This is a genomic window from Pseudomonas sp. ATCC PTA-122608 (assembly GCF_001952855.1).
Taxonomy (GTDB): Bacteria; Pseudomonadota; Gammaproteobacteria; order Pseudomonadales; family Pseudomonadaceae; genus Aquipseudomonas.
In genome coordinates, this window is the sequence record NZ_LPNO01000009.1 from 116,609 (window position 1) to 133,882 (window position 17,274).

21 protein-coding genes and 4 tRNA genes are annotated in these 17,274 nt (G+C 61.0%); 11 read left to right on the forward strand and 14 right to left on the reverse strand.

Features of this window, described 5'->3' with window-relative positions:
- Nucleotides 1–4: 4 nt before the first annotated feature.
- The gene (locus tag AU074_RS10600) at nt 5–241 is read right to left on the reverse strand and encodes a hypothetical protein (protein WP_076014684.1); all 237 of its coding nucleotides are present in this window, start codon (nt 239–241) and stop codon (nt 5–7) included.
- Nucleotides 242–313: 72 nt separating this feature from the next.
- On the opposite strand from AU074_RS10600, the gene AU074_RS10605 reads away from it, so the two are divergent.
- The 10 genes from AU074_RS10605 (at nt 314) to AU074_RS10650 (ending at nt 5,544) form a co-directional block, all read left to right on the forward strand.
- Entirely contained in the window at nt 314–961 is a 648-nt protein-coding gene (locus AU074_RS10605; protein WP_076014685.1) for a DUF4406 domain-containing protein, read from the forward strand.
- Complete coding sequence (locus tag AU074_RS10610; protein WP_076014686.1) at nt 958–1,317, forward strand: hypothetical protein; 360 nt, start codon at nt 958–960, stop codon at nt 1,315–1,317. The genes AU074_RS10605 and AU074_RS10610 overlap by 4 nt, the downstream gene beginning before the upstream one ends.
- 80 nt (nt 1,318–1,397) lie before the next feature.
- Nucleotides 1,398–1,826 carry a hypothetical protein gene (locus tag AU074_RS10615; protein ID WP_371916623.1) on the forward strand — a complete coding sequence of 143 codons (429 nt, stop codon included), beginning with the start codon at nt 1,398–1,400 and terminating at the stop codon, nt 1,824–1,826.
- A 17-nt stretch (nt 1,827–1,843) separates the two neighbouring features.
- Entirely contained in the window at nt 1,844–2,392 is a 549-nt protein-coding gene (locus AU074_RS10620) for a hypothetical protein (RefSeq protein ID WP_083676667.1), read from the forward strand.
- Between the two features lie 49 nt (nt 2,393–2,441).
- On the forward strand, nt 2,442–2,759 hold the full coding sequence (locus AU074_RS10625) for a hypothetical protein (protein WP_143503573.1): 318 nt from the start codon (nt 2,442–2,444) through the stop codon (nt 2,757–2,759).
- Nucleotides 2,759–3,529: a site-specific DNA-methyltransferase gene (locus AU074_RS10630; protein WP_076014689.1), complete on the forward strand. Its 771-nt coding sequence runs from the start codon at nt 2,759–2,761 to the stop codon at nt 3,527–3,529. Before AU074_RS10625 ends, AU074_RS10630 begins: the two co-directional genes overlap by 1 nt.
- Nucleotides 3,530–3,578: 49 nt before the next feature.
- Nucleotides 3,579–3,917 (forward strand): hypothetical protein, encoded by a 339-nt coding sequence (locus tag AU074_RS10635; RefSeq protein ID WP_076014690.1) that lies wholly within the window; start codon nt 3,579–3,581, stop codon nt 3,915–3,917.
- A 36-nt stretch (nt 3,918–3,953) separates the two neighbouring features.
- Entirely contained in the window at nt 3,954–4,172 is a 219-nt protein-coding gene (locus AU074_RS10640; protein WP_076014691.1) for a hypothetical protein, read from the forward strand.
- 2 nt (nt 4,173–4,174) lie between these two features.
- The gene (locus AU074_RS10645; RefSeq protein WP_076014692.1) at nt 4,175–4,408 is read left to right on the forward strand and encodes a hypothetical protein; all 234 of its coding nucleotides are present in this window, start codon (nt 4,175–4,177) and stop codon (nt 4,406–4,408) included.
- The gene (locus AU074_RS10650) at nt 4,408–5,544 is read left to right on the forward strand and encodes a tyrosine-type recombinase/integrase (RefSeq protein ID WP_076014693.1); all 1,137 of its coding nucleotides are present in this window, start codon (nt 4,408–4,410) and stop codon (nt 5,542–5,544) included. The genes AU074_RS10645 and AU074_RS10650 overlap by 1 nt, the downstream gene beginning before the upstream one ends.
- Nucleotides 5,545–5,653: 109 nt before the next feature.
- On the opposite strand, the gene AU074_RS10655 is transcribed toward AU074_RS10650, so the two are convergent.
- Nucleotides 5,654–5,730: transfer RNA gene (locus AU074_RS10655), tRNA-Val, on the reverse strand.
- 184 nt (nt 5,731–5,914) lie between these two features.
- Here AU074_RS10655 and AU074_RS10660 point away from each other — a divergent pair.
- Nucleotides 5,915–7,198, forward strand: a complete 1,284-nt coding sequence (locus AU074_RS10660; protein ID WP_076014694.1) for an FAD-binding oxidoreductase — start codon at nt 5,915–5,917, stop codon at nt 7,196–7,198.
- A 164-nt stretch (nt 7,199–7,362) separates the two neighbouring features.
- Here the strand turns inward: AU074_RS10660 and AU074_RS10665 are convergent.
- From AU074_RS10665 to truA, 12 genes are all read right to left on the reverse strand, one after another.
- A tRNA-Asp gene (locus AU074_RS10665) sits at nt 7,363–7,439 on the reverse strand.
- A 105-nt stretch (nt 7,440–7,544) separates the two neighbouring features.
- Nucleotides 7,545–7,621: transfer RNA gene (locus AU074_RS10670), tRNA-Asp, on the reverse strand.
- A 55-nt stretch (nt 7,622–7,676) separates the two neighbouring features.
- A tRNA-Val gene (locus AU074_RS10675) sits at nt 7,677–7,752 on the reverse strand.
- 107 nt (nt 7,753–7,859) lie between these two features.
- Nucleotides 7,860–8,624, reverse strand: coding sequence for an SDR family oxidoreductase (locus AU074_RS10680; RefSeq protein WP_083676665.1), 765 nt, complete (start codon nt 8,622–8,624; stop codon nt 7,860–7,862).
- Nucleotides 8,625–8,635: 11 nt separating this feature from the next.
- Nucleotides 8,636–9,847: an O-succinylhomoserine sulfhydrylase gene (locus AU074_RS10685; protein ID WP_076014696.1), complete on the reverse strand. Its 1,212-nt coding sequence runs from the start codon at nt 9,845–9,847 to the stop codon at nt 8,636–8,638.
- A gap of 186 nt (nt 9,848–10,033) precedes the next feature.
- The gene (gene purF / locus AU074_RS10690; protein ID WP_017478807.1) at nt 10,034–11,539 is read right to left on the reverse strand and encodes an amidophosphoribosyltransferase; all 1,506 of its coding nucleotides are present in this window, start codon (nt 11,537–11,539) and stop codon (nt 10,034–10,036) included.
- A 41-nt stretch (nt 11,540–11,580) separates the two neighbouring features.
- Complete coding sequence (locus AU074_RS10695; protein ID WP_003212681.1) at nt 11,581–12,138, reverse strand: CvpA family protein; 558 nt, start codon at nt 12,136–12,138, stop codon at nt 11,581–11,583.
- Between the two features lie 260 nt (nt 12,139–12,398).
- Complete coding sequence (locus AU074_RS10700; RefSeq protein WP_076014697.1) at nt 12,399–13,112, reverse strand: SPOR domain-containing protein; 714 nt, start codon at nt 13,110–13,112, stop codon at nt 12,399–12,401.
- Nucleotides 13,096–14,403 (reverse strand): bifunctional tetrahydrofolate synthase/dihydrofolate synthase, encoded by a 1,308-nt coding sequence (gene folC / locus AU074_RS10705; RefSeq protein ID WP_076014698.1) that lies wholly within the window; start codon nt 14,401–14,403, stop codon nt 13,096–13,098. The genes AU074_RS10700 and folC overlap by 17 nt, the downstream gene beginning before the upstream one ends.
- Nucleotides 14,400–15,320, reverse strand: coding sequence for an acetyl-CoA carboxylase, carboxyltransferase subunit beta (gene accD / locus AU074_RS10710; RefSeq protein ID WP_076014699.1), 921 nt, complete (start codon nt 15,318–15,320; stop codon nt 14,400–14,402). The genes folC and accD overlap by 4 nt, the downstream gene beginning before the upstream one ends.
- Before the next feature lie 243 nt (nt 15,321–15,563).
- Nucleotides 15,564–16,196, reverse strand: a complete 633-nt coding sequence (locus AU074_RS10715; protein ID WP_076014700.1) for a phosphoribosylanthranilate isomerase — start codon at nt 16,194–16,196, stop codon at nt 15,564–15,566.
- A gap of 63 nt (nt 16,197–16,259) precedes the next feature.
- Entirely contained in the window at nt 16,260–17,084 is an 825-nt protein-coding gene (truA, locus tag AU074_RS10720) for a tRNA pseudouridine(38-40) synthase TruA (protein WP_017478802.1), read from the reverse strand.
- Nucleotides 17,085–17,274: the final 190 nt, after the last annotated feature.

Consider the following 17,274-nt stretch of genomic DNA (forward strand, 5'->3'; position numbering starts at 1 on the left):
CTGATTAGCGAGCTACGCGCCCAGCAATAAGCCTGGCTCCGTCCTCGCGGCCAGCAACCTGCGCCAGGCCACGGTCAACATAGGTTCGGTCACCCGCAACAACCGGCACCACCACCTCACCACCGCGCTTCACCTCGACGTTGATACGCCAGGTCTCCCGGCCTTCCTCGTCCTTGTCGCACTCCATGTAGTTCCAAACCTGAAAGCCTTCGATCTCATCGTAAATATCGTGCTTTGTCATGGTCCAGCCCATTTATAGGAAGGGGCCATCGTAGCACCACACCGCCCGGGCATGGCCCGGCAAGGACTCCCCATGCCTACAGAAAACCGTATCGACTGCCCAGCTCTGCACAAGCGCAGCAACAGCTATCCGTTTGGCGATCGCGTGCCGCGCACAGTGCGAATGGTGAAGAGCGTCACTGCCGACCCCATGCCCGGAATTGGACTCGCCTACATCAAGGGAACCGTTCCTTTGGCAGCGCAGAACAACATCTACGACGCATGGACAAACAGCCATGGTGCCGTGGCAGCAGTGATGCCTGATGGTCGCCACCTTGGCCTGCGCCCCGGCGAGTTCGAGGTTTACACCTGGCATGACTTTTCATCGGCGCCAGCAGTGTCAGGTGTAACGCTCCAGGCTACCCGCGCCAACCGCGTGTACGTCGCCGGACCCATGACCGGGATCGCGGACTTCAACTACCCCGCCTTCAACGCCGTGGCCGACCAGCTGCGCGCCCAAGGCTACGAAGTCGAGAACCCAGCAGACCACGGCATCGTCGAGGGCGCGCAGTGGGCCGACTACATGGCTTACGACCTGACGCGCCTGGGCCTCTGCGGCGTGATCGCGCTGCTGCCGGGATGGGAGAAATCGCAAGGCGCGAAGCTGGAAGTCCTGATCGCCGAACGCCTCGGCATGACGGTTGTGAATGCCCATGATCTGGTAACGAGGGAGGATGTATGAGCGAAGTAAAGCGCTGGAAGTTGAAAGGCTTCTTGCCCGGTGTTGAGGGTGAATGCAAGGCGGTTTTCCAGCCAACGGTAGTCATGGCCGAAGACTTCGATAACGCTACTCGCCTGTTTCTAGACGCGGCCGAACGCTGCGTAGCCTCGGAACGTCGGGAGAAGGAACTGCAGCGGCGCCTGACCGCGGCGGATGAGCGGGCGGATGTGCTTACCACTGCGCTGACCCGAATTCACGGGAGGGCGGAGGCATTCATTGACGATGGGATGCACATGCCAACTCCGTCTATTGAGGTGATTCGAGACATCGCGGCCAGGGCCGTGCCGATCACTAGCGATGCAGCAGAACCTCGATAGGAGTACATCCGTACTCCTCCCGCAAAACCTGTAACCCCTCCCCCTTCAAAGTCAGCCGCTATAGCGGCAAGGACGAAGTCATGCCTGAACAAAAGATTACGTTCGTCAACAGCGAGCCCGCCAAGTGCGGCTGCAAGATGGAATTCAGCTCTGGCGGCGGGCACTACTCCGACGTGGTTTACGTCACTCCCTGCGAGGCGCATAGCGGCAGCAAGCCGTTCGGGCCGGTCGAGGTGAAGCGCGATGCGGATGGTTGGTGGTATCACCCAAACATCCCGAGCTTTGGCGAAGGCGAAGACCCGGCGCCCTACATTGCCTGGGTCAAGGAACAGGGACTGGAGTTGAAAGGCTGGCACTCTGGCGACGAACTCGAGGATCTACCTGACGAGGATGCCGCGTGCACCGCCTGGAATCCCGAATCGCCAGGCCCTGAGTGGTTCCTGATGGGGATCTTCGATACGGATGACGGCCCCTATGTGCAGTGGGCGCGCCGGGAGGTTACGCCGTGAGCATCATCGACGACGTAATGACCGACAAGATCACCCTGCACGGCCTGGGCTTTGTGCAGGTGCAGCTGGAAGGCGGCCAACGGCTGCATGTCTGGCACCCAGAACTGCCGCGCCGTGCTTGCTTCAAATACTCGGCGATCCACGACCACCGCTTCAACTTCACCTCCAGAGTGATCGTCGGCAAGCAGATCAATCACTGCTTTGAGCTGGAGCGCAGCGACGAAGGCGGCTTCGTGTTGTATCTGCACGAGGGCGCCCGCACACCAGGTGGCGGCAGGCCGTGGACGCCAGACGGCCGCGCGCACCTGATACCGGATGGAACGATTACCGTGGAAGCCGGCAACGACTACAACACCCGGGCATACCACTACCACCGCACCGAGCCCGGCGGCGATGGCCGAGTCGCCACGATCATGGCGAAACGCGGCGAGTATCCGGCCGGCGCCCACTCAACCTGCGTCTACGGCATACAACCAGACACCGACTTCGACCGGTACCAGTGGTCACCGGCTCAGCTCTGGGAAATCGTCACCGACGTGCTGCTCGGCCAGCGGGTGACGCCATGATCACCACCCTCTGGTTCGCCTACGTCTTCATCTACAAGGGGCCCAGGCCATGAAACAGACAATGCAAGATGAGTTCGAGGCCGACTATTGCGCCCATGCACACCGCCTCCCGGCCCTGGTAAAAAACTGTCGCCTCTCAAACGGCAGCTACGGTGACCCGTGCATTGCCAAGGCCTGGCACTGGTTCAAGCGGTCCCGCGAGATGCTGGTGGTGGACCTGCCAACGGTCGGCCCTTCGCCGGAACCGCCAGATGACGCAATCGACGACAGCTTCCTTGATGCCCATCACGCCAAGATACGCATGCGCAATGGCTGCTTCATGGCCATTAAAGCTGCTGGCATCACAATCGCGGGGGAGTCGAATTAATGATCGAGTACCAGCTCTATCTTGGCGATTGTCTCCAGGTCATGAAGCAGTTGCCAGATGCCAGCGTCGACATGGTGCTGGCCGACCTTCCTTACGGCACCACCCAGTGCGCCTGGGACACCATCATCCCGCTCGAGCCACTCTGGATGGAGTACTTGCGGATCGCCAAGCCAGAGGCCGCCATCGTGCTGTGCGCTGCCCAGCCGTTTGCCTCGATGCTGGTGGCGAGCAACCCCAGGCTCTACCGGTATGAGTGGATCTGGGAGAAAGGCAACGCAACCGGATTCCTAAACGCCAAGAAGCAACCGCTGCGGGCTCACGAAAGCGCCCAGGTCTTCTACCGCAAACAGCCGGTGTACAACCCGCAAATGACGGGGGGGCATGAGCGCAAGACGGCAAAACGTAAGACAGTCAACTCGGAGTGTTACGGCAAGGCCCTGGCCCTGACGGAATACGATTCGACAGAGCGGTACCCGCGCTCGGTGCAGTTCTTCTCCAGCGACAAGCAGACCGGCAGCTTTCACCCGACGCAGAAGCCTGTGGCCTGGATGTCGTTCCTGATCAACACCTACACGCAGCGTGGTCAGGTGGTGCTGGATAACACGATGGGCAGCGGTACCACCGGCGTGGCCTGCATGCGGCTGGGTCGGCAGTTCATCGGCATTGAGCAGGACCGCGAGATCTACGTTACCGCTACCGAGCGCATCACCGACGCAATTACCGAGCGCGACGCACCGGTACCGCAAATCGATCTGTTCGCAACAGCCTAACCCCAATCCCCCTACATGCCTGCCGGTGATCGGCGGGCGAGGTATTCCTGTGCTCAAACAAATCGGAAAACTCATCACCGAACCGTTCCGCAACGGTGACAAGAGCCGGCCGCTGCGCTGGCGCATGGGGATGCGGCTTAACCACATCCACAACGACCTGCACTCCAAGCATCCCAAGCTCTGGAACGCCATCGTGATGACGGCCAGAACTGCGATCTGCAAGCCATTCGGCCATCGCTGGACCAGGTTCGAGATGGTGAAGTACGGCGACTTTGGTGATTCCCGGATCTGCAAGCTCTGCCGCATCAGTCACGGGAAGCACCGCGGCGTTGACACCTACCACGAAACACATCGCCAGGGCGGCTGGAACGAGATCGCCAAACCCTAACCCACCTTCTGCCGCCCAGCGCGGCAAGGACACCACATGTTCGCATTCAAACTCACCCTGATCCTGCTGGGCGCTTTGCTGTACCTGATCGGCAGCGGCTGCTGGTTCTTCTGGATCGCCCCGCTCCTTCTGGCGGACGGCGAAACAGCCGACATCCTCTACGCCTTCGCCGGCACCTGCGGTTGGATGCTGATCACCTTCAGCCTGGTAGTTCACATCATCAAGACAGCGCGGCCCACGGCCTGCGGGAGGTAGCTATGGCAAAAGTCCTGGCGCAGATTACGGTCAAGCTGCCGCGCCTAATGGAGGCCGGCGAATACAGGAAGTTGCGGTACGTCGGCGGAAAGCCGAGCCTGCAGCAATTGAAAAAATGGATTGAGGATGGCGAAGTGATTGGGGAGGTGAAAGGAGGGATGTATTTCGTCGACGTGCAGGCGGCTGTGATGGGGTCGAGTGACCCGCTGCTGGCCAAAATGCTGGAGCTCGGGTGATGGCGGCCCGGCCCCGCACGCTACAGAACAGAAAGCTGCCGGCCAACCTGTACCCAAACGGGAAGTACTGGCGGTACCGAAACCCGGTCACCGGCGTGATGACCAGCATCAACCGCCCTCTGGAGGAGGCAATCAAGCTGGCCCGGGCGGCTAATCTCAAGTTCGCCGAGTTGGTCGTCGATGACGGTTCGCTTCTGGCTGTACTGACCGGCGACCGCTTGCCTATCGTGAGCAACCTGCTCACGCGATTCGAAGAAGAGTGGCTGCCGGACCGGTCATATGCCGTGCGCACCCTGGAGGAAATCAAGTTCAAGCTTGAGCGGTACCGACAGGATCTGGGCGACCGGCTAATAGGTCAGCTGGACGTGCTGGCCATGGCCGAGTACCTCGACAACTTCAGCAACAACGCCTACACGAAGCACCGCGGGCTGTGGGTGCAGATCTTTGCCTTTGCGGTAGCCAAGGGCCTGGCCGAGCGCAACAACGCAGAACTGACTCTGGTGAAGAAAGAAGCCGAGAAGAAGCGACAGCGCCACACGTTTGACGGTTTGAAGTTGATCATCGAGGCAGTGACCACGCCGCCCTGGCTGAAGCGGGCAATCCGCCTGGCCCTGGCCAGCCTTCAGCGCCGGGACGACATCGTCACCTGGCTAAAGTCAGCGGCCGACATGGAAAAGAACACGCTGACCGTCTCCCCTGGGAAGACCCAGGGTTATGAGAACCCGGTGCACCTCAAAATCACCATGGGTGCAGCGCTGCGGGAGGTGGTCGGGGAATGCCTGCGCTCGCCGCTCGCTTCGCCATACCTGATCCACTACAAGCCCAAGGCCCGCCGTCGGGAACAGATCGACGCCAAGGACCACTGGACATCGGTGACGCCTGACTACCTGACCAAGGAGTTCAGCAAAGCCAGGGACGCAGCGCATGCCTACGACCATGTGCCGGCCGGTGAGCGACCCACTTTTCACGAGATCCGCGCATTGGGTGCCTGGCTGTATGAGCAGCAGAAATTCCCACAGGAATACATCCAGGCGCTCATGGGGCACGCGGACGAGAAGATGACGAAGCACTATCAGGAGGGGCACGACGAAAAGAAGATCGAGTATCTGGAGGTGGGCGCCGAATTGGCGTTCTGAGGTGGGAGTTTTGCAAAAGTTTTGCAAAAGTTTTGCAAATCGCAGAAAGCAAAAAGGGGTCACCGTTTCCGGTGCCCCCTCTAGACCGCCCAGCAGAGCGGATTTTGTTTGGTAGGCGCGATTGGACTCGAACCAACGACCCCCACCATGTCAAGGTGGTGCTCTAACCAACTGAGCTACGTGCCTGCTGTGAGGCGGCATTCTACGGAATTCCCGAGGGGTGTCAACACCTTTTTTGCAGCTAAGCCTATGAATATGCGAATTTTTTATTTGTGCGCGGCACGACGGTATTTTTCCGGTGGCTGGCAGCGGATTTTCAACTCAGGTAGGATCGGCGCACTCGTAAAAAATATAAAACAGAGGTTCCAGGATGGCGAACACCCCCTACCCCCAGTCGTATTACGCCGCGTCTGCGAATGCGGTACCTCCTCGCCCTGAGCTGCAAGGTGAAGTCGAAACCGATGTGTGTGTGATTGGCGCTGGCTATACCGGTCTTTCCAGCGCGCTGTTCCTGCTGGAGAACGGTTTTCGCGTGACAGTGCTGGAAGCCGCCAAGGTGGGGTTTGGCGCGTCGGGCCGCAACGGTGGGCAGATCGTCAACAGTTACAGCCGTGATATCGATGTGATTGAGCGCAGTGTCGGCCCCAAGCAGGCGCAGTTGCTGGGCGCGATGGCGTTTGAAGGCGGCAAGATCATTCGGGAGCGTGTGGCCAAGTATCAGATCCAGTGCGACTTGAAGGACGGCGGTGTGTTCGCAGCCCTGAACAGGAAGCACATGGGCCACCTGGAGTCGCAAAAGCGCCTGTGGGAGCGTTACGGGCACACCCAACTGGAGTTGCTGGATGAGCGCCGCATTCGCGAAGTGGTCGCCTGTGACAACTATGTAGGCGGCCTGCTGGACATGAGCGGCGGGCACATTCACCCGCTGAACCTGGCGCTGGGCGAAGCGGCTGCGGTGGAATCCCTCGGCGGCACGATCTACGAGCAGTCGGCGGCGATTCGCATTGAGCGCGGCGCCAATCCGGTGGTGCATACAGCCCACGGCAAGGTCAGGGCCAAGTTCATTATCGTCGCGGGCAATGCTTACCTCGGGAACCTGGTACCGGAGCTGGCAGCCAAGTCGATGCCGTGCGGTACGCAGGTCATCACGACCGCGCCACTGGGCGATGAGCTGGCGAAGACGCTGCTGCCGCAGGATTACTGCGTCGAGGACTGTAATTACTTGCTGGACTACTACCGCCTGACCAGCGACAAGCGCCTGATTTTCGGCGGTGGCGTGGTGTATGGCGCGCGAGACCCGGCGAATATCGAAGCGATCATCCGGCCGAAGATGCTCAAGGCGTTCCCGCAGCTCAAGGACGTGAAGATCGACTACGCCTGGACCGGCAATTTCCTGCTGACCCTGTCGCGTCTGCCGCAGGTCGGTCGCCTGGGGGATAACATCTACTATTCCCAGGGCTGCAGCGGCCATGGCGTGACGTACACCCACTTGGCGGGCAAGGTGCTGGCGGAAGCACTGAGAGGCCAGGCTGAGCGTTTTGATGCGTTTGCCGACCTGCCACACTACCCGTTCCCAGGCGGGCAACTGTTGCGCACGCCGTTTGCGGCGCTGGGGGCCTGGTACTACGGGCTGCGGGACAAGCTGGGGTTCTAATCCCGGATCGCGGGGCTGGCTTGCCGGCCCCGCACACCAAGCTCCGAGCCAAATCGCAGACACAAAAAACCCCGGTCTTTCGACCAGGGTCTTTGCTATCGATCCAACCAAGCCAGCGGCTTGCTTTGGCGTCTCAGGGCGTTCAGTGGGCCCTGGAACAGATATGGCGCAGCGGACGGGACTCGAACCCGCGACCCCCGGCGTGACAGGCCGGTATTCTAACCGACTGAACTACCGCTGCGTATCGCTCAGACTGCTGAAGTGTCACCTTCAACCGTCTTCAAACATCTGACTGATCAGCCTTGGCTGTTCAATCTCAAATCTGAAACATCAGACCTGGAAAATATGGCGCAGCGGACGGGACTCGAACCCGCGACCCCCGGCGTGACAGGCCGGTATTCTAACCGACTGAACTACCGCTGCGCGTCGGTGCAACCTTTAACGTTGCGTCTTGCCCGAAGGCAAAACTCTCAAGAAGTGGTGGGTGATGACGGGATCGAACCGCCGACCCTCTGCTTGTAAGGCAGATGCTCTCCCAGCTGAGCTAATCACCCTTTGCTTCGTTGAGGCCGCGAAATTTACGCAGGTAGCGGACCTAAGTCAATAGCCTGCTTGAAGTTTTTCTGAAAAAGACAAAATCACTTCAAGACCGTGACCCACCCTACTCGCTGTAAATCATCTTCTTGCTCATGCCACCGTCGACCACGAACTCCTGCCCCGTGACAAACCCGGCATTGCGCGACAGCAACCATGCCACCATCGCCGCCACGTCTTCCACAGTGCCTACCCTGCCCGCCGGGTGCTGGGCGTGATCGGCATCCGTCAGCGGCTCGGCACGGCGTGCAGCCGGGTCACGGGCATCGATCCAGCCCGGGCTGACGGCATTGACCCGCACTTCCGGCCCAAGGCTCATGGCCAGCGCATGGGTGAGGGCCAGCAAACCACCCTTGCTCGCCGCGTAAGCCTCCGTATCCGGCTCCGACTGACGGGCCCGGGTCGACGCCAGGTTAACGATGGCACCACCATGGGCCCGCAGATACGGCGCACAGTGCTTGGCCAGCAGCATCGGCCCACTGAGGTTGACCGCCATTACGCGGTTCCAGTAAGCCAGGTCGAGACTTTCCAGGGTGATGTTGCGTGGATCGGCCACCGCCGCATTGCACACCAGCGCATCCAGGCGCCCGAACTGGCCGAGCACCTCGGCCACGCCCAGGGCAACCTGCCGCTCATCCGCCACGTCCATGGTGATAAACCAGGCGTTGTCGCCCAGCACCTTGGACACCTTGGAACCGCGCTCGCGATCCAGGTCGGTAAGCACCACCTGCCAGCCTTCGCTGATCAGCCAGGCGGCAATCCCCAGGCCGATGCCCCGCGCCGCGCCAGTCACCAATGCGACGCGCCCGTTACTTGCGCCCGCCGCCTCCATGGACCACTCGATCACAGGGCAGCCAACCCACGGGCCAGATCGGCCTGCAAGTCAGTAACGTCTTCCAGGCCCACGGCAATGCGGATCAGGCTGTCGCGGATACCGGCCGCTTCACGCTCCTGCGGCGCCAGACGCCCGTGGGACGTGGTGCTTGGGTGCGTGATGGTGGTCTTGCTGTCACCCAGGTTGGCGGTGATGGAAATCAGGCGGGTTGCATCGATAAAGCGCCACGCGCCCTCTTTGCCGCCCTTGACTTCGAAACTCACCACCGCGCCAAAACCTCGCTGCTGGCGCTGGGCCAACGCGTGTTGCGGGTGGCTCTTGAGGCCAGCGTAGTGGACTTTCTCGATGCCGTCCTGCTGTTCCAGCCACTCGGCCAGGGCCTGGGCGTTGGCGCAATGGGCCTTCATCCGCAGGCTCAGGGTTTCCAGGCCTTTGAGGAAGATCCAGGCATTGAACGGGCTCAGGGTCGGGCCGGCGGTGCGCAAGAAGCCCACCACTTCCTTCATCTGCTCGCTGCGACCGGCAACCACGCCGCCCATGCAACGGCCCTGGCCGTCGATGAACTTGGTAGCCGAATGCACAACGATGTCTGCGCCCAGCTTCAGCGGCTGTTGCAGCGCCGGGGTGCAGAAGCAGTTGTCGACGATCAGCATTGCGCCCTTGGCGTGGGCCACTTCGGACAATGCGGCGATGTCTACCAGCTCGGCCAACGGATTGGACGGCGACTCGACGAACAGCAATTTGGTGTTGGCCTTGATGGCCGCATCCCAGCCGGACAGGTCCGCCAACGGCACGTAGTCGACTTCAATGCCAAAGCGCTTGAAGTACTTCTCGAACAGGCTGATGGTCGAACCAAACACGCTGCGCGACACCAAGACGTGATCGCCGGCGCTGCACAGGCTCATGACCACCGCGAGAATCGCGGCCATGCCGGTGGCAGTGGCGACAGCTTGCTCGGCGCCTTCCAGCGCGGCGATACGCTCTTCGAACGCACGCACGGTAGGATTGGTGTAGCGCGAATACACGTTGCCCGGCACTTCACCGGCAAAACGCGCAGCGGCGTCGGCGGCAGTGCGGAACACATAGCTGGAGGTAAAGAACATCGGGTCACCGTGCTCACCTTCCGGGGTGCGGTGCTGGCCGGCGCGCACAGCCAGGGTATCGAAAGCTACGCCATCGAGGTCGCTGTCCAAGCGACCGGCATCCCATTCCTGACTCATGCTCTACTCCTCAACTCGAATGCTTTAACGATTCAAACGCCCCAGGGATAACCTGTAGGAGCGAGCTTGCTCGCGAAGAGCTCAAGGATAACGCGCTCATTCAGAATGCCCGCGTTATCGTTGATGACCTTCGCGAGCAAGCTCGCTCCTACATTATCAGCCACCGGTATCAGGGCCAGTGTCTACTCAGTTGTTGTACAGATCGATGATCGCACTGACCGCCTGGGTCTTGATCTTCGAGGAATCGTTACGGGCCTGCTCGATCTTGTTCAGGTAGGCCTCGTCGACATCGCCGGTGACGTACTTGCCGTCGAACACCGCGCAGTCGAACTCATCAATCTTGATCTTGCCACCACCGACGGCCTCGATCAGGTCCGGCAGGTCCTGGTAGATCAGCCAGTCGGCGCCAATCAGGTCCGCAACGTCCTGGGTTGAACGATTGTGGGCGATCAGTTCGTGGGCGCTCGGCATGTCGATGCCGTACACGTTCGGGTAACGCACGGCAGGCGCGGCAGAACAGAAGTAAACGTTCTTCGCACCGGCTTCGCGGGCCATCTGGATGATCTGCTTGCAGGTGGTGCCGCGCACGATGGAGTCATCCACCAGCATCACGTTCTTGCCGCGGAATTCCAGCTCGATCGCATTGAGCTTCTGGCGCACCGACTTCTTGCGAGCGGCCTGGCCGGGCATGATGAAGGTACGGCCGATGTAGCGGTTCTTGACGAAGCCTTCGCGGAACTTCACGCCCAGGTGGTTCGCCAGCTCCAGCGCTGCGGTGCGGCTGGTATCCGGAATCGGGATAACCACGTCGATGTCGTGATCAGGACGCTCGCGCAGGATCTTGTCCGCCAGCTTCTCGCCCATGCGCAGACGCGCCTTGTACACCGAAACACCGTCGATGATCGAATCCGGACGCGCCAGGTAGACGTGTTCGAAGATGCACGGGGTGAGTTTCGGGTTCAGCGCGCACTGACGGGTGTGCAGCTTGCCGTCTTCAGTGATGTAGACCGCTTCGCCTGGCGCCAGGTCGCGGATCAGGGTGAAGCCCAGCACGTCCAGGGACACGCTTTCGGAGGCGATCATGTACTCGACGCCTTCGTCGGTGTGACGCTGGCCGAACACGATTGGACGGATGCCGTGGGGGTCGCGGAAACCGACGATGCCGTAGCCGGTCACCATCGCTACGACGGCATAACCACCGACGCAACGGTTGTGCACGTCAGTCACGGCAGCGAACACGTCTTCTTCGGTCGGCTGCAGCTTGCCGCGCTGGGCCAGCTCGTGAGCGAACACGTTCAGCAGGACTTCGGAGTCCGAGTTGGTGTTGACGTGGCGCAGGTCAGATTCGTAAATCTCCTTGGCCAGCTGTTCAACGTTGGTCAGGTTGCCGTTGTGCGCCAGGGTGATGCCATACGGCGAGTTGACGTAGAACGGCTGGGCTTCGGCCGAGGTCGAGCTGCCCGCTGTCGGGTAGCGCACGTGGCCAATGCCCATGTGCCCGACCAGGCGCTGCATGTGGCGCTGATGGAACACGTCACGCACCAGACCATTGTCCTTGCGCAGGAATAACCGGCCGTCGTGGCTGGTCACAATACCGGCAGCATCCTGGCCGCGGTGCTGGAGGACGGTTAGCGCGTCATACAGCGCCTGATTCACGTTCGACTTACCGACGATACCGACGATGCCACACATGCGACGCAACCCCTACTTAATGAATCTTGACTGAACACAACTTACTGAGGCGTTTTGGCCGGCAAGAGGTGTTCCTTGAACGGAAGATCAGCGGGTACGCTGATCCCGCTGGCCAGCCACTGACTGCTCCACCCCAAAATGAGGTTTTTGGACCAATCTGCAACCAATAGAAATTTTGGCACGAGTACAGACTCCTGCCACCACGAATCCTGCTGTACCGGCCCCAGGCTCAACAGCCCGACCGCCACAACCACCAGCAAGCCGCCACGCGCGGCGCCGAAGGCCATGCCGAGAAATCGATCGGTCCCGGAGAGGCCGGTGACGCGTATCAATTCGCCGATAAGATAATTGACCATTGCCCCCACCAACAATGTGGCGATGAACATGATGGCGCAGCCCGCGATGACGCGAGCCGAAGGTGTTTCGATGTATCCGGCCAGGTAGACGGACAATGAACCGCCGAACATCCAGGCTACAACCCCTGCGATGATCCATGTCAGCAGCGACAATGCTTCTTTAACGAAGCCGCGGCTCAGACTGATCAAAGCGGAGATGGCGACGATTGCAACGATCGCCCAATCAACCCAGGTAAATGGCACAGTTCAGCCTACAGACGGATAAGGCGGCGCATTTTAGCAGAGCGCCGGGCTATCGGTAAGCTGTGATTGGCTGTGCATTTGAAATCAATGAGTTATAGGGGAATGGAAACCGACCTGTCGCGGCACACCCAAAACACCTGTGGGAGCGGGCTTGCTCGCGAAGGCGGTGGGCCAGCCAATAAATCTGCTGACTGATTCACCGCATTCGCGAGCAAGCCCGCTCCCACATTGACCGCACTCCAGCTTGAATCCTTGCAGCCTTAGCCTTTTTCAGGCTGGAAGCGAACCACAAAACCCTTGAGTTTTTGCTGGCGATCCAGCGAGTCACGCAGGCGATCCGCCTCGGCGCGCTCGATCAGCGGTCCGACAAATACCCGGTTCTTGCCGTCAGCACTGCGGATATAGGCGTTGTAACCCTGGCTGCGCAGGGTTTTCTGCAACGCTTCGGCGCTTTCGCGATTAGCCAGGCTGGCCAGCTGGATCGACCAACTGATCGGCAGGCCATTCGGATCAATGCGGCTTTGACCGACGTCTGGCTTGCCCGGTGCAGCCGGTTGCGGCGCCACAGGTTTTGGCGCTGGTGCCGGCGCAGCAGGCTTGGCCGCGACTGCCGGAGCAGCCGGTGCAGCCGGTGCAGGCTTGGCCGCGACTGCCGGAGCAGCCGGTGCAGCCGGTGCAGGCTTCACCACCGGCACGCTCGGCTGAATCGGCATCGACGGCGCCTGCTGCGCAGCCACTTCGTCATCGGTCGGCACCGGCTCTTCTTCCGGCAGCGCCTGCGGCTCGGGAACCACCACCGGCTCAACCTGAACCTGAGGCACCGCGGGCGCCTGGGGCGCAGCGGGGGCCTCGACGGTCACCTGGCGCTGCTCGTCCTGGCGGGAAAACAGCATCGGCAGAAAAATCACCGCCAACGCCACCAGAACCAGGGCTCCAACCATTCGCTGCTTGTATGCGCTATCCAGTAATGCCATGTGCAGCTTCCTCCGTGGAGCGCCGGGCCAACCACTCGAGTGCCTCGGCAACACAATAAAATGATCCGAACAACAGAATCTCATCCTCAGGCGTCGCAACCGCACACTGGGCTTCCAGGGCGGCTGTCACGCTTGCATGGGACGTCACCGACGCGCCAAGGTTCTGCAACGCAACCTGCAACTCGACAGCGGGACGACTGCGGGACGTATCCAGCGGTGCAACCGCCCAGGCCTGGATGTCACCCAGCAATGGCGCAACCACACCGTTCAGGTCCTTGTCAGACAGCAACCCGAACACCGCGAGGCGGCGACCGACGGGCGGCGTACGTGCCAGGCGCTTGGCCAGGTATTCGGCGGCGTGAGGGTTATGCCCCACATCCAGCAGCAGGTTCAGGCGCTTGCCCTTCCAGTCGAAGCTGCGCCGATCAAGACGCCCCACCACACGAGTAGCCTGCAACGTAGCGGCAATCTGCTCCGCATGCCAGGGCAAATCCAGCAACAAATAGGCTTGCAGCGCGAGCGCGGCGTTTTCCATTGGCAGGTTCAGCAGCGGCAGGTTGCGCAATTCAACGGTTTGGCCGCGCGCATCGAGCCCGCGCCATTGCCAATGCAGGTCGCCAATCTCGAGATTGAAATCACGTCCACGCAGGAAGAACGGACAGTCCAGCTCGCGCACCTTGTCCAGCAAGGTATGCGGCGGATCCAGGTCACCGCACAGTGCAGGCTTGCCCTGGCGGAAAATCCCGGCCTTTTCATAGGCCACGGACTCACGGGTGTTACCCAGATAGTCGGCGTGGTCGACACCAATGCTGGTGATCAGCGCAAGGTCAGCATCTACCACGTTGACCGTGTCCAGACGCCCGCCCAGGCCGACTTCCAGCACCACCACATCGAGTTGCGCACGCTCGAACAGCCAGAACGCCGCCAGGGTGCCCATCTCGAAATAAGTCAGGGAAATCTCGCCACGCCCGGCATCGAGTGCGGCGAAGGCTTCGCAGAGTTGCTCGTCAGTGGCTTCGACACCATTGAGTTGCACCCGCTCGTTGTAGCGCAGCAGGTGCGGCGAGTTGTACACGCCGACCTTCAGGCCCTGAGCTTGCAGCAAGGCCGCGACAAAGGCACAGGTGGAGCCCTTGCCGTTGGTGCCGGTCACCGTGATCACGCGCGGCGCCGGCCGGCCCAACCCGAGGCGGGCCGCTACCTGTTGCGAGCGCTCCAGGCCCATGTCGATGGCTGACGGATGCAACTGCTCAAGGTAGGCGAGCCATTCGCCCAGGGTACGTTGGGTCATATGTTTGCAGGCACCGGCGGCACGATGATCGGCTCGATTTTAGGCGCAACGTACACAGGCGTCGGCAGGCCCATCATCTGGGCAAGCAGGTTGCCCAGGCGTGGACGCAGCTCGGAACGGGCAATGATCATGTCGATCGCACCGTGCTCCAGCAGGAACTCGCTGCGCTGGAAGCCTTCCGGCAGTTTTTCGCGAACGGTTTGCTCGATAACACGTGGGCCGGCGAAACCGATCAGGGCTTTTGGCTCACCGACGATCACGTCACCCAACATGGCCAGGCTGGCGGAAACGCCGCCGTAGACCGGGTCGGTCAGCACGGAGATGAACGGAATACCTTCTTCACGCAGACGCGCCAGTACCGCGGAGGTCTTGGCCATTTGCATCAGGGAGATCAGCGCTTCCTGCATCCGCGCGCCGCCGGAGGCTGCGAAGCAGATCATCGGGCAGCGATTTTCCAGGGCGTAGTTGGCGGCACGTACAAAACGCTCACCGACGATGGCGCCCATGGAACCACCCATGAAGGAGAATTCGAAGGCCGAAACCACCACGGGCATGCCCAGCAGCTTGCCGCTGACGGAAATCAGCGCGTCCTTCTCACCGGTCTGCTTCTGGGCAGCGGTCAGGCGGTCTTTGTACTTCTTGCCGTCGCGGAATTTCAGACGGTCAACCGGCTCCAGGTCAGCGCCCAGTTCAGCGCGACCATCGGCGTCGAGGAAGATATCAATGCGGGCGCGGGCGCCGATACGCATGTGGTGGTTGCACTTGGGGCAAACGTCCAGGGTCTTTTCCAGCTCCGGGCGATACAACACCGCGTCGCAGGATGGGCACTTGTGCCAAAGACCTTCAGGAACCGAGCTTTTCTTCACCTCGGAACGCATGATCGAGGGGATCAGTTTGTCTACTAACCAGTTGCTCATGCTTTCTTTCTCCAGTACCGGTGGCTTGAACACAGCCCCGCGTATGCCCTTGAGCTAAATTCATATGTGGCGATGACACAAACTGGACGGGGTCAGACGTTCGACCTGCCATTTCCTGCCTGTGCCCTCAGCCTTCCAGACAACCTGCAGTGCAGGGTTGCCACTTCATTTCCGGGCCTCCCACAGGCGGCGCCGGGCTGTTTTACACAGTGGTAGTTATGGACGGCGGCAGACTGCCAGCCGTCACATCGTGCCACTGCTGTCGCGCACGGCCTGCATGAATGCGCGAATCTTTGCGTGATCCTTGATGCCTTTGGCCTGCTCTACCCCACCGCTGACGTCAACGGCGTAAGGCCGAACCTGCCGGATGGCGCTGGCGACATTGCCCGGATTCAGGCCGCCCGCCAGGATAATCGGCTTGCTCAGGCCTTCGGGAATCAGCGACCAGTCAAACGCCTCACCGGTGCCACCGGGAACACCTTCGACGTAGGTGTCGAGAAGAATCCCGCGCGCCCCGGTGTAGGCAGCGCATGCCGCAGCGATATCGTCGCCGGCTTTGACCCGCAACGCCTTGATATACGGACGCTGATAGCTCTCGCACTCATCAGGGCTTTCATCGCCATGGAACTGCAGCATGTCCAGCTGCACCGCATCGAGGGTTTCATTCAGCTCGCAACGGCTGGCGTTGACGAACAAGCCGACAGTGGTCACGAACGGCGGTAACGCGGCAATGATCGCCCGCGCCTGCAACACATTCACCGCCCGCGGGCTTTTGGCATAAAACACGAAACCGATGGCATCGGCCCCCGCCTCGACCGCCGCCAACGCGTCTTCTATGCGGGTAATCCCGCAAATCTTGCTGCGAACGGCAGACATGTCGATTAAACCTCAGGGCGTGTCCGAGAAAGTCCCGGATGGTAACAAATGCTTTTGAGGGCGTCAGCCGCCAAGTTCGCTGAAACCTGTGAGGAAGTGTGGCCCGATGAACCGCTGCGGCAATTCAAACTCGTCGCGGTACTCCACATCCACCAAGTACAGGCCGAACGGATGCGCCGTGACGCCGCCGGTGCGACGAATCCGGCTTTCCAGCACTTCCTTGGCCCACTCCACCGGACGCTCGCCGGTCCCGATGGTCATCAGCACCCCGGCGATATTGCGCACCATATGGTGCAGGAAGGCGCCGGCGCGAATATCCAGCACGATCATCTTGCCGTGGCGCGTCACCCGCAGATGATGGACTTCCTTGATCGGCGACTTGGCCTGGCACTGGCCGGCACGAAACGCGCTGAAATCATGGATACCCACCAGATGCTGGGCGGCCTCGGCCATGCGCTCGGCGTCCAGGGGGCGGTGGTTCCAGGTAATTTCTTCGTTGAGATGGGCCGGGCGGATCTGATCGTTGTAGATCACATAGCGATAACGCCGGGCGATGGCCTTGAAGCGCGCATGAAAATCCGCCGGCATCACCTTGGCCCAACTGACGCTGACGTCGTGAGGCAAGTTGATATTGGCGCCCATCACCCACGCCTTCATCGAGCGCTCGGCCTGGGTATCGAAGTGCACCACTTGCCCGCAGGCATGCACGCCGGCGTCGGTACGCCCGGCACACATCAGCGACACCGGTGAGTCGGCGACTTTCGACAGGGCCTTCTCCAGGGTTTCCTGCACCGTCGGCACGCCGGAGGCCTGGCGCTGCCAGCCGCGATAGCGTGAGCCTTTGTATTCCACGCCCAGGGCGATTCTGAAAAAGCCTGCGGCCGCCATTTCGGCGGCCGCGTTATCTATATTTGCCAAGAACTGAGAGCCTGATGAGTTGCGCAAAGGCGGCCATTATAAGGCCGCGCGCCGAGCTTGGGGCTTTTTGTAGGAGCGAGCTTGCTCGCGAAGGTCGTTAACGATAACGCGCCCATCCTGGATGAACGCGGTGCCTGGGAGTTCTTCGCGAGCAAGCTCG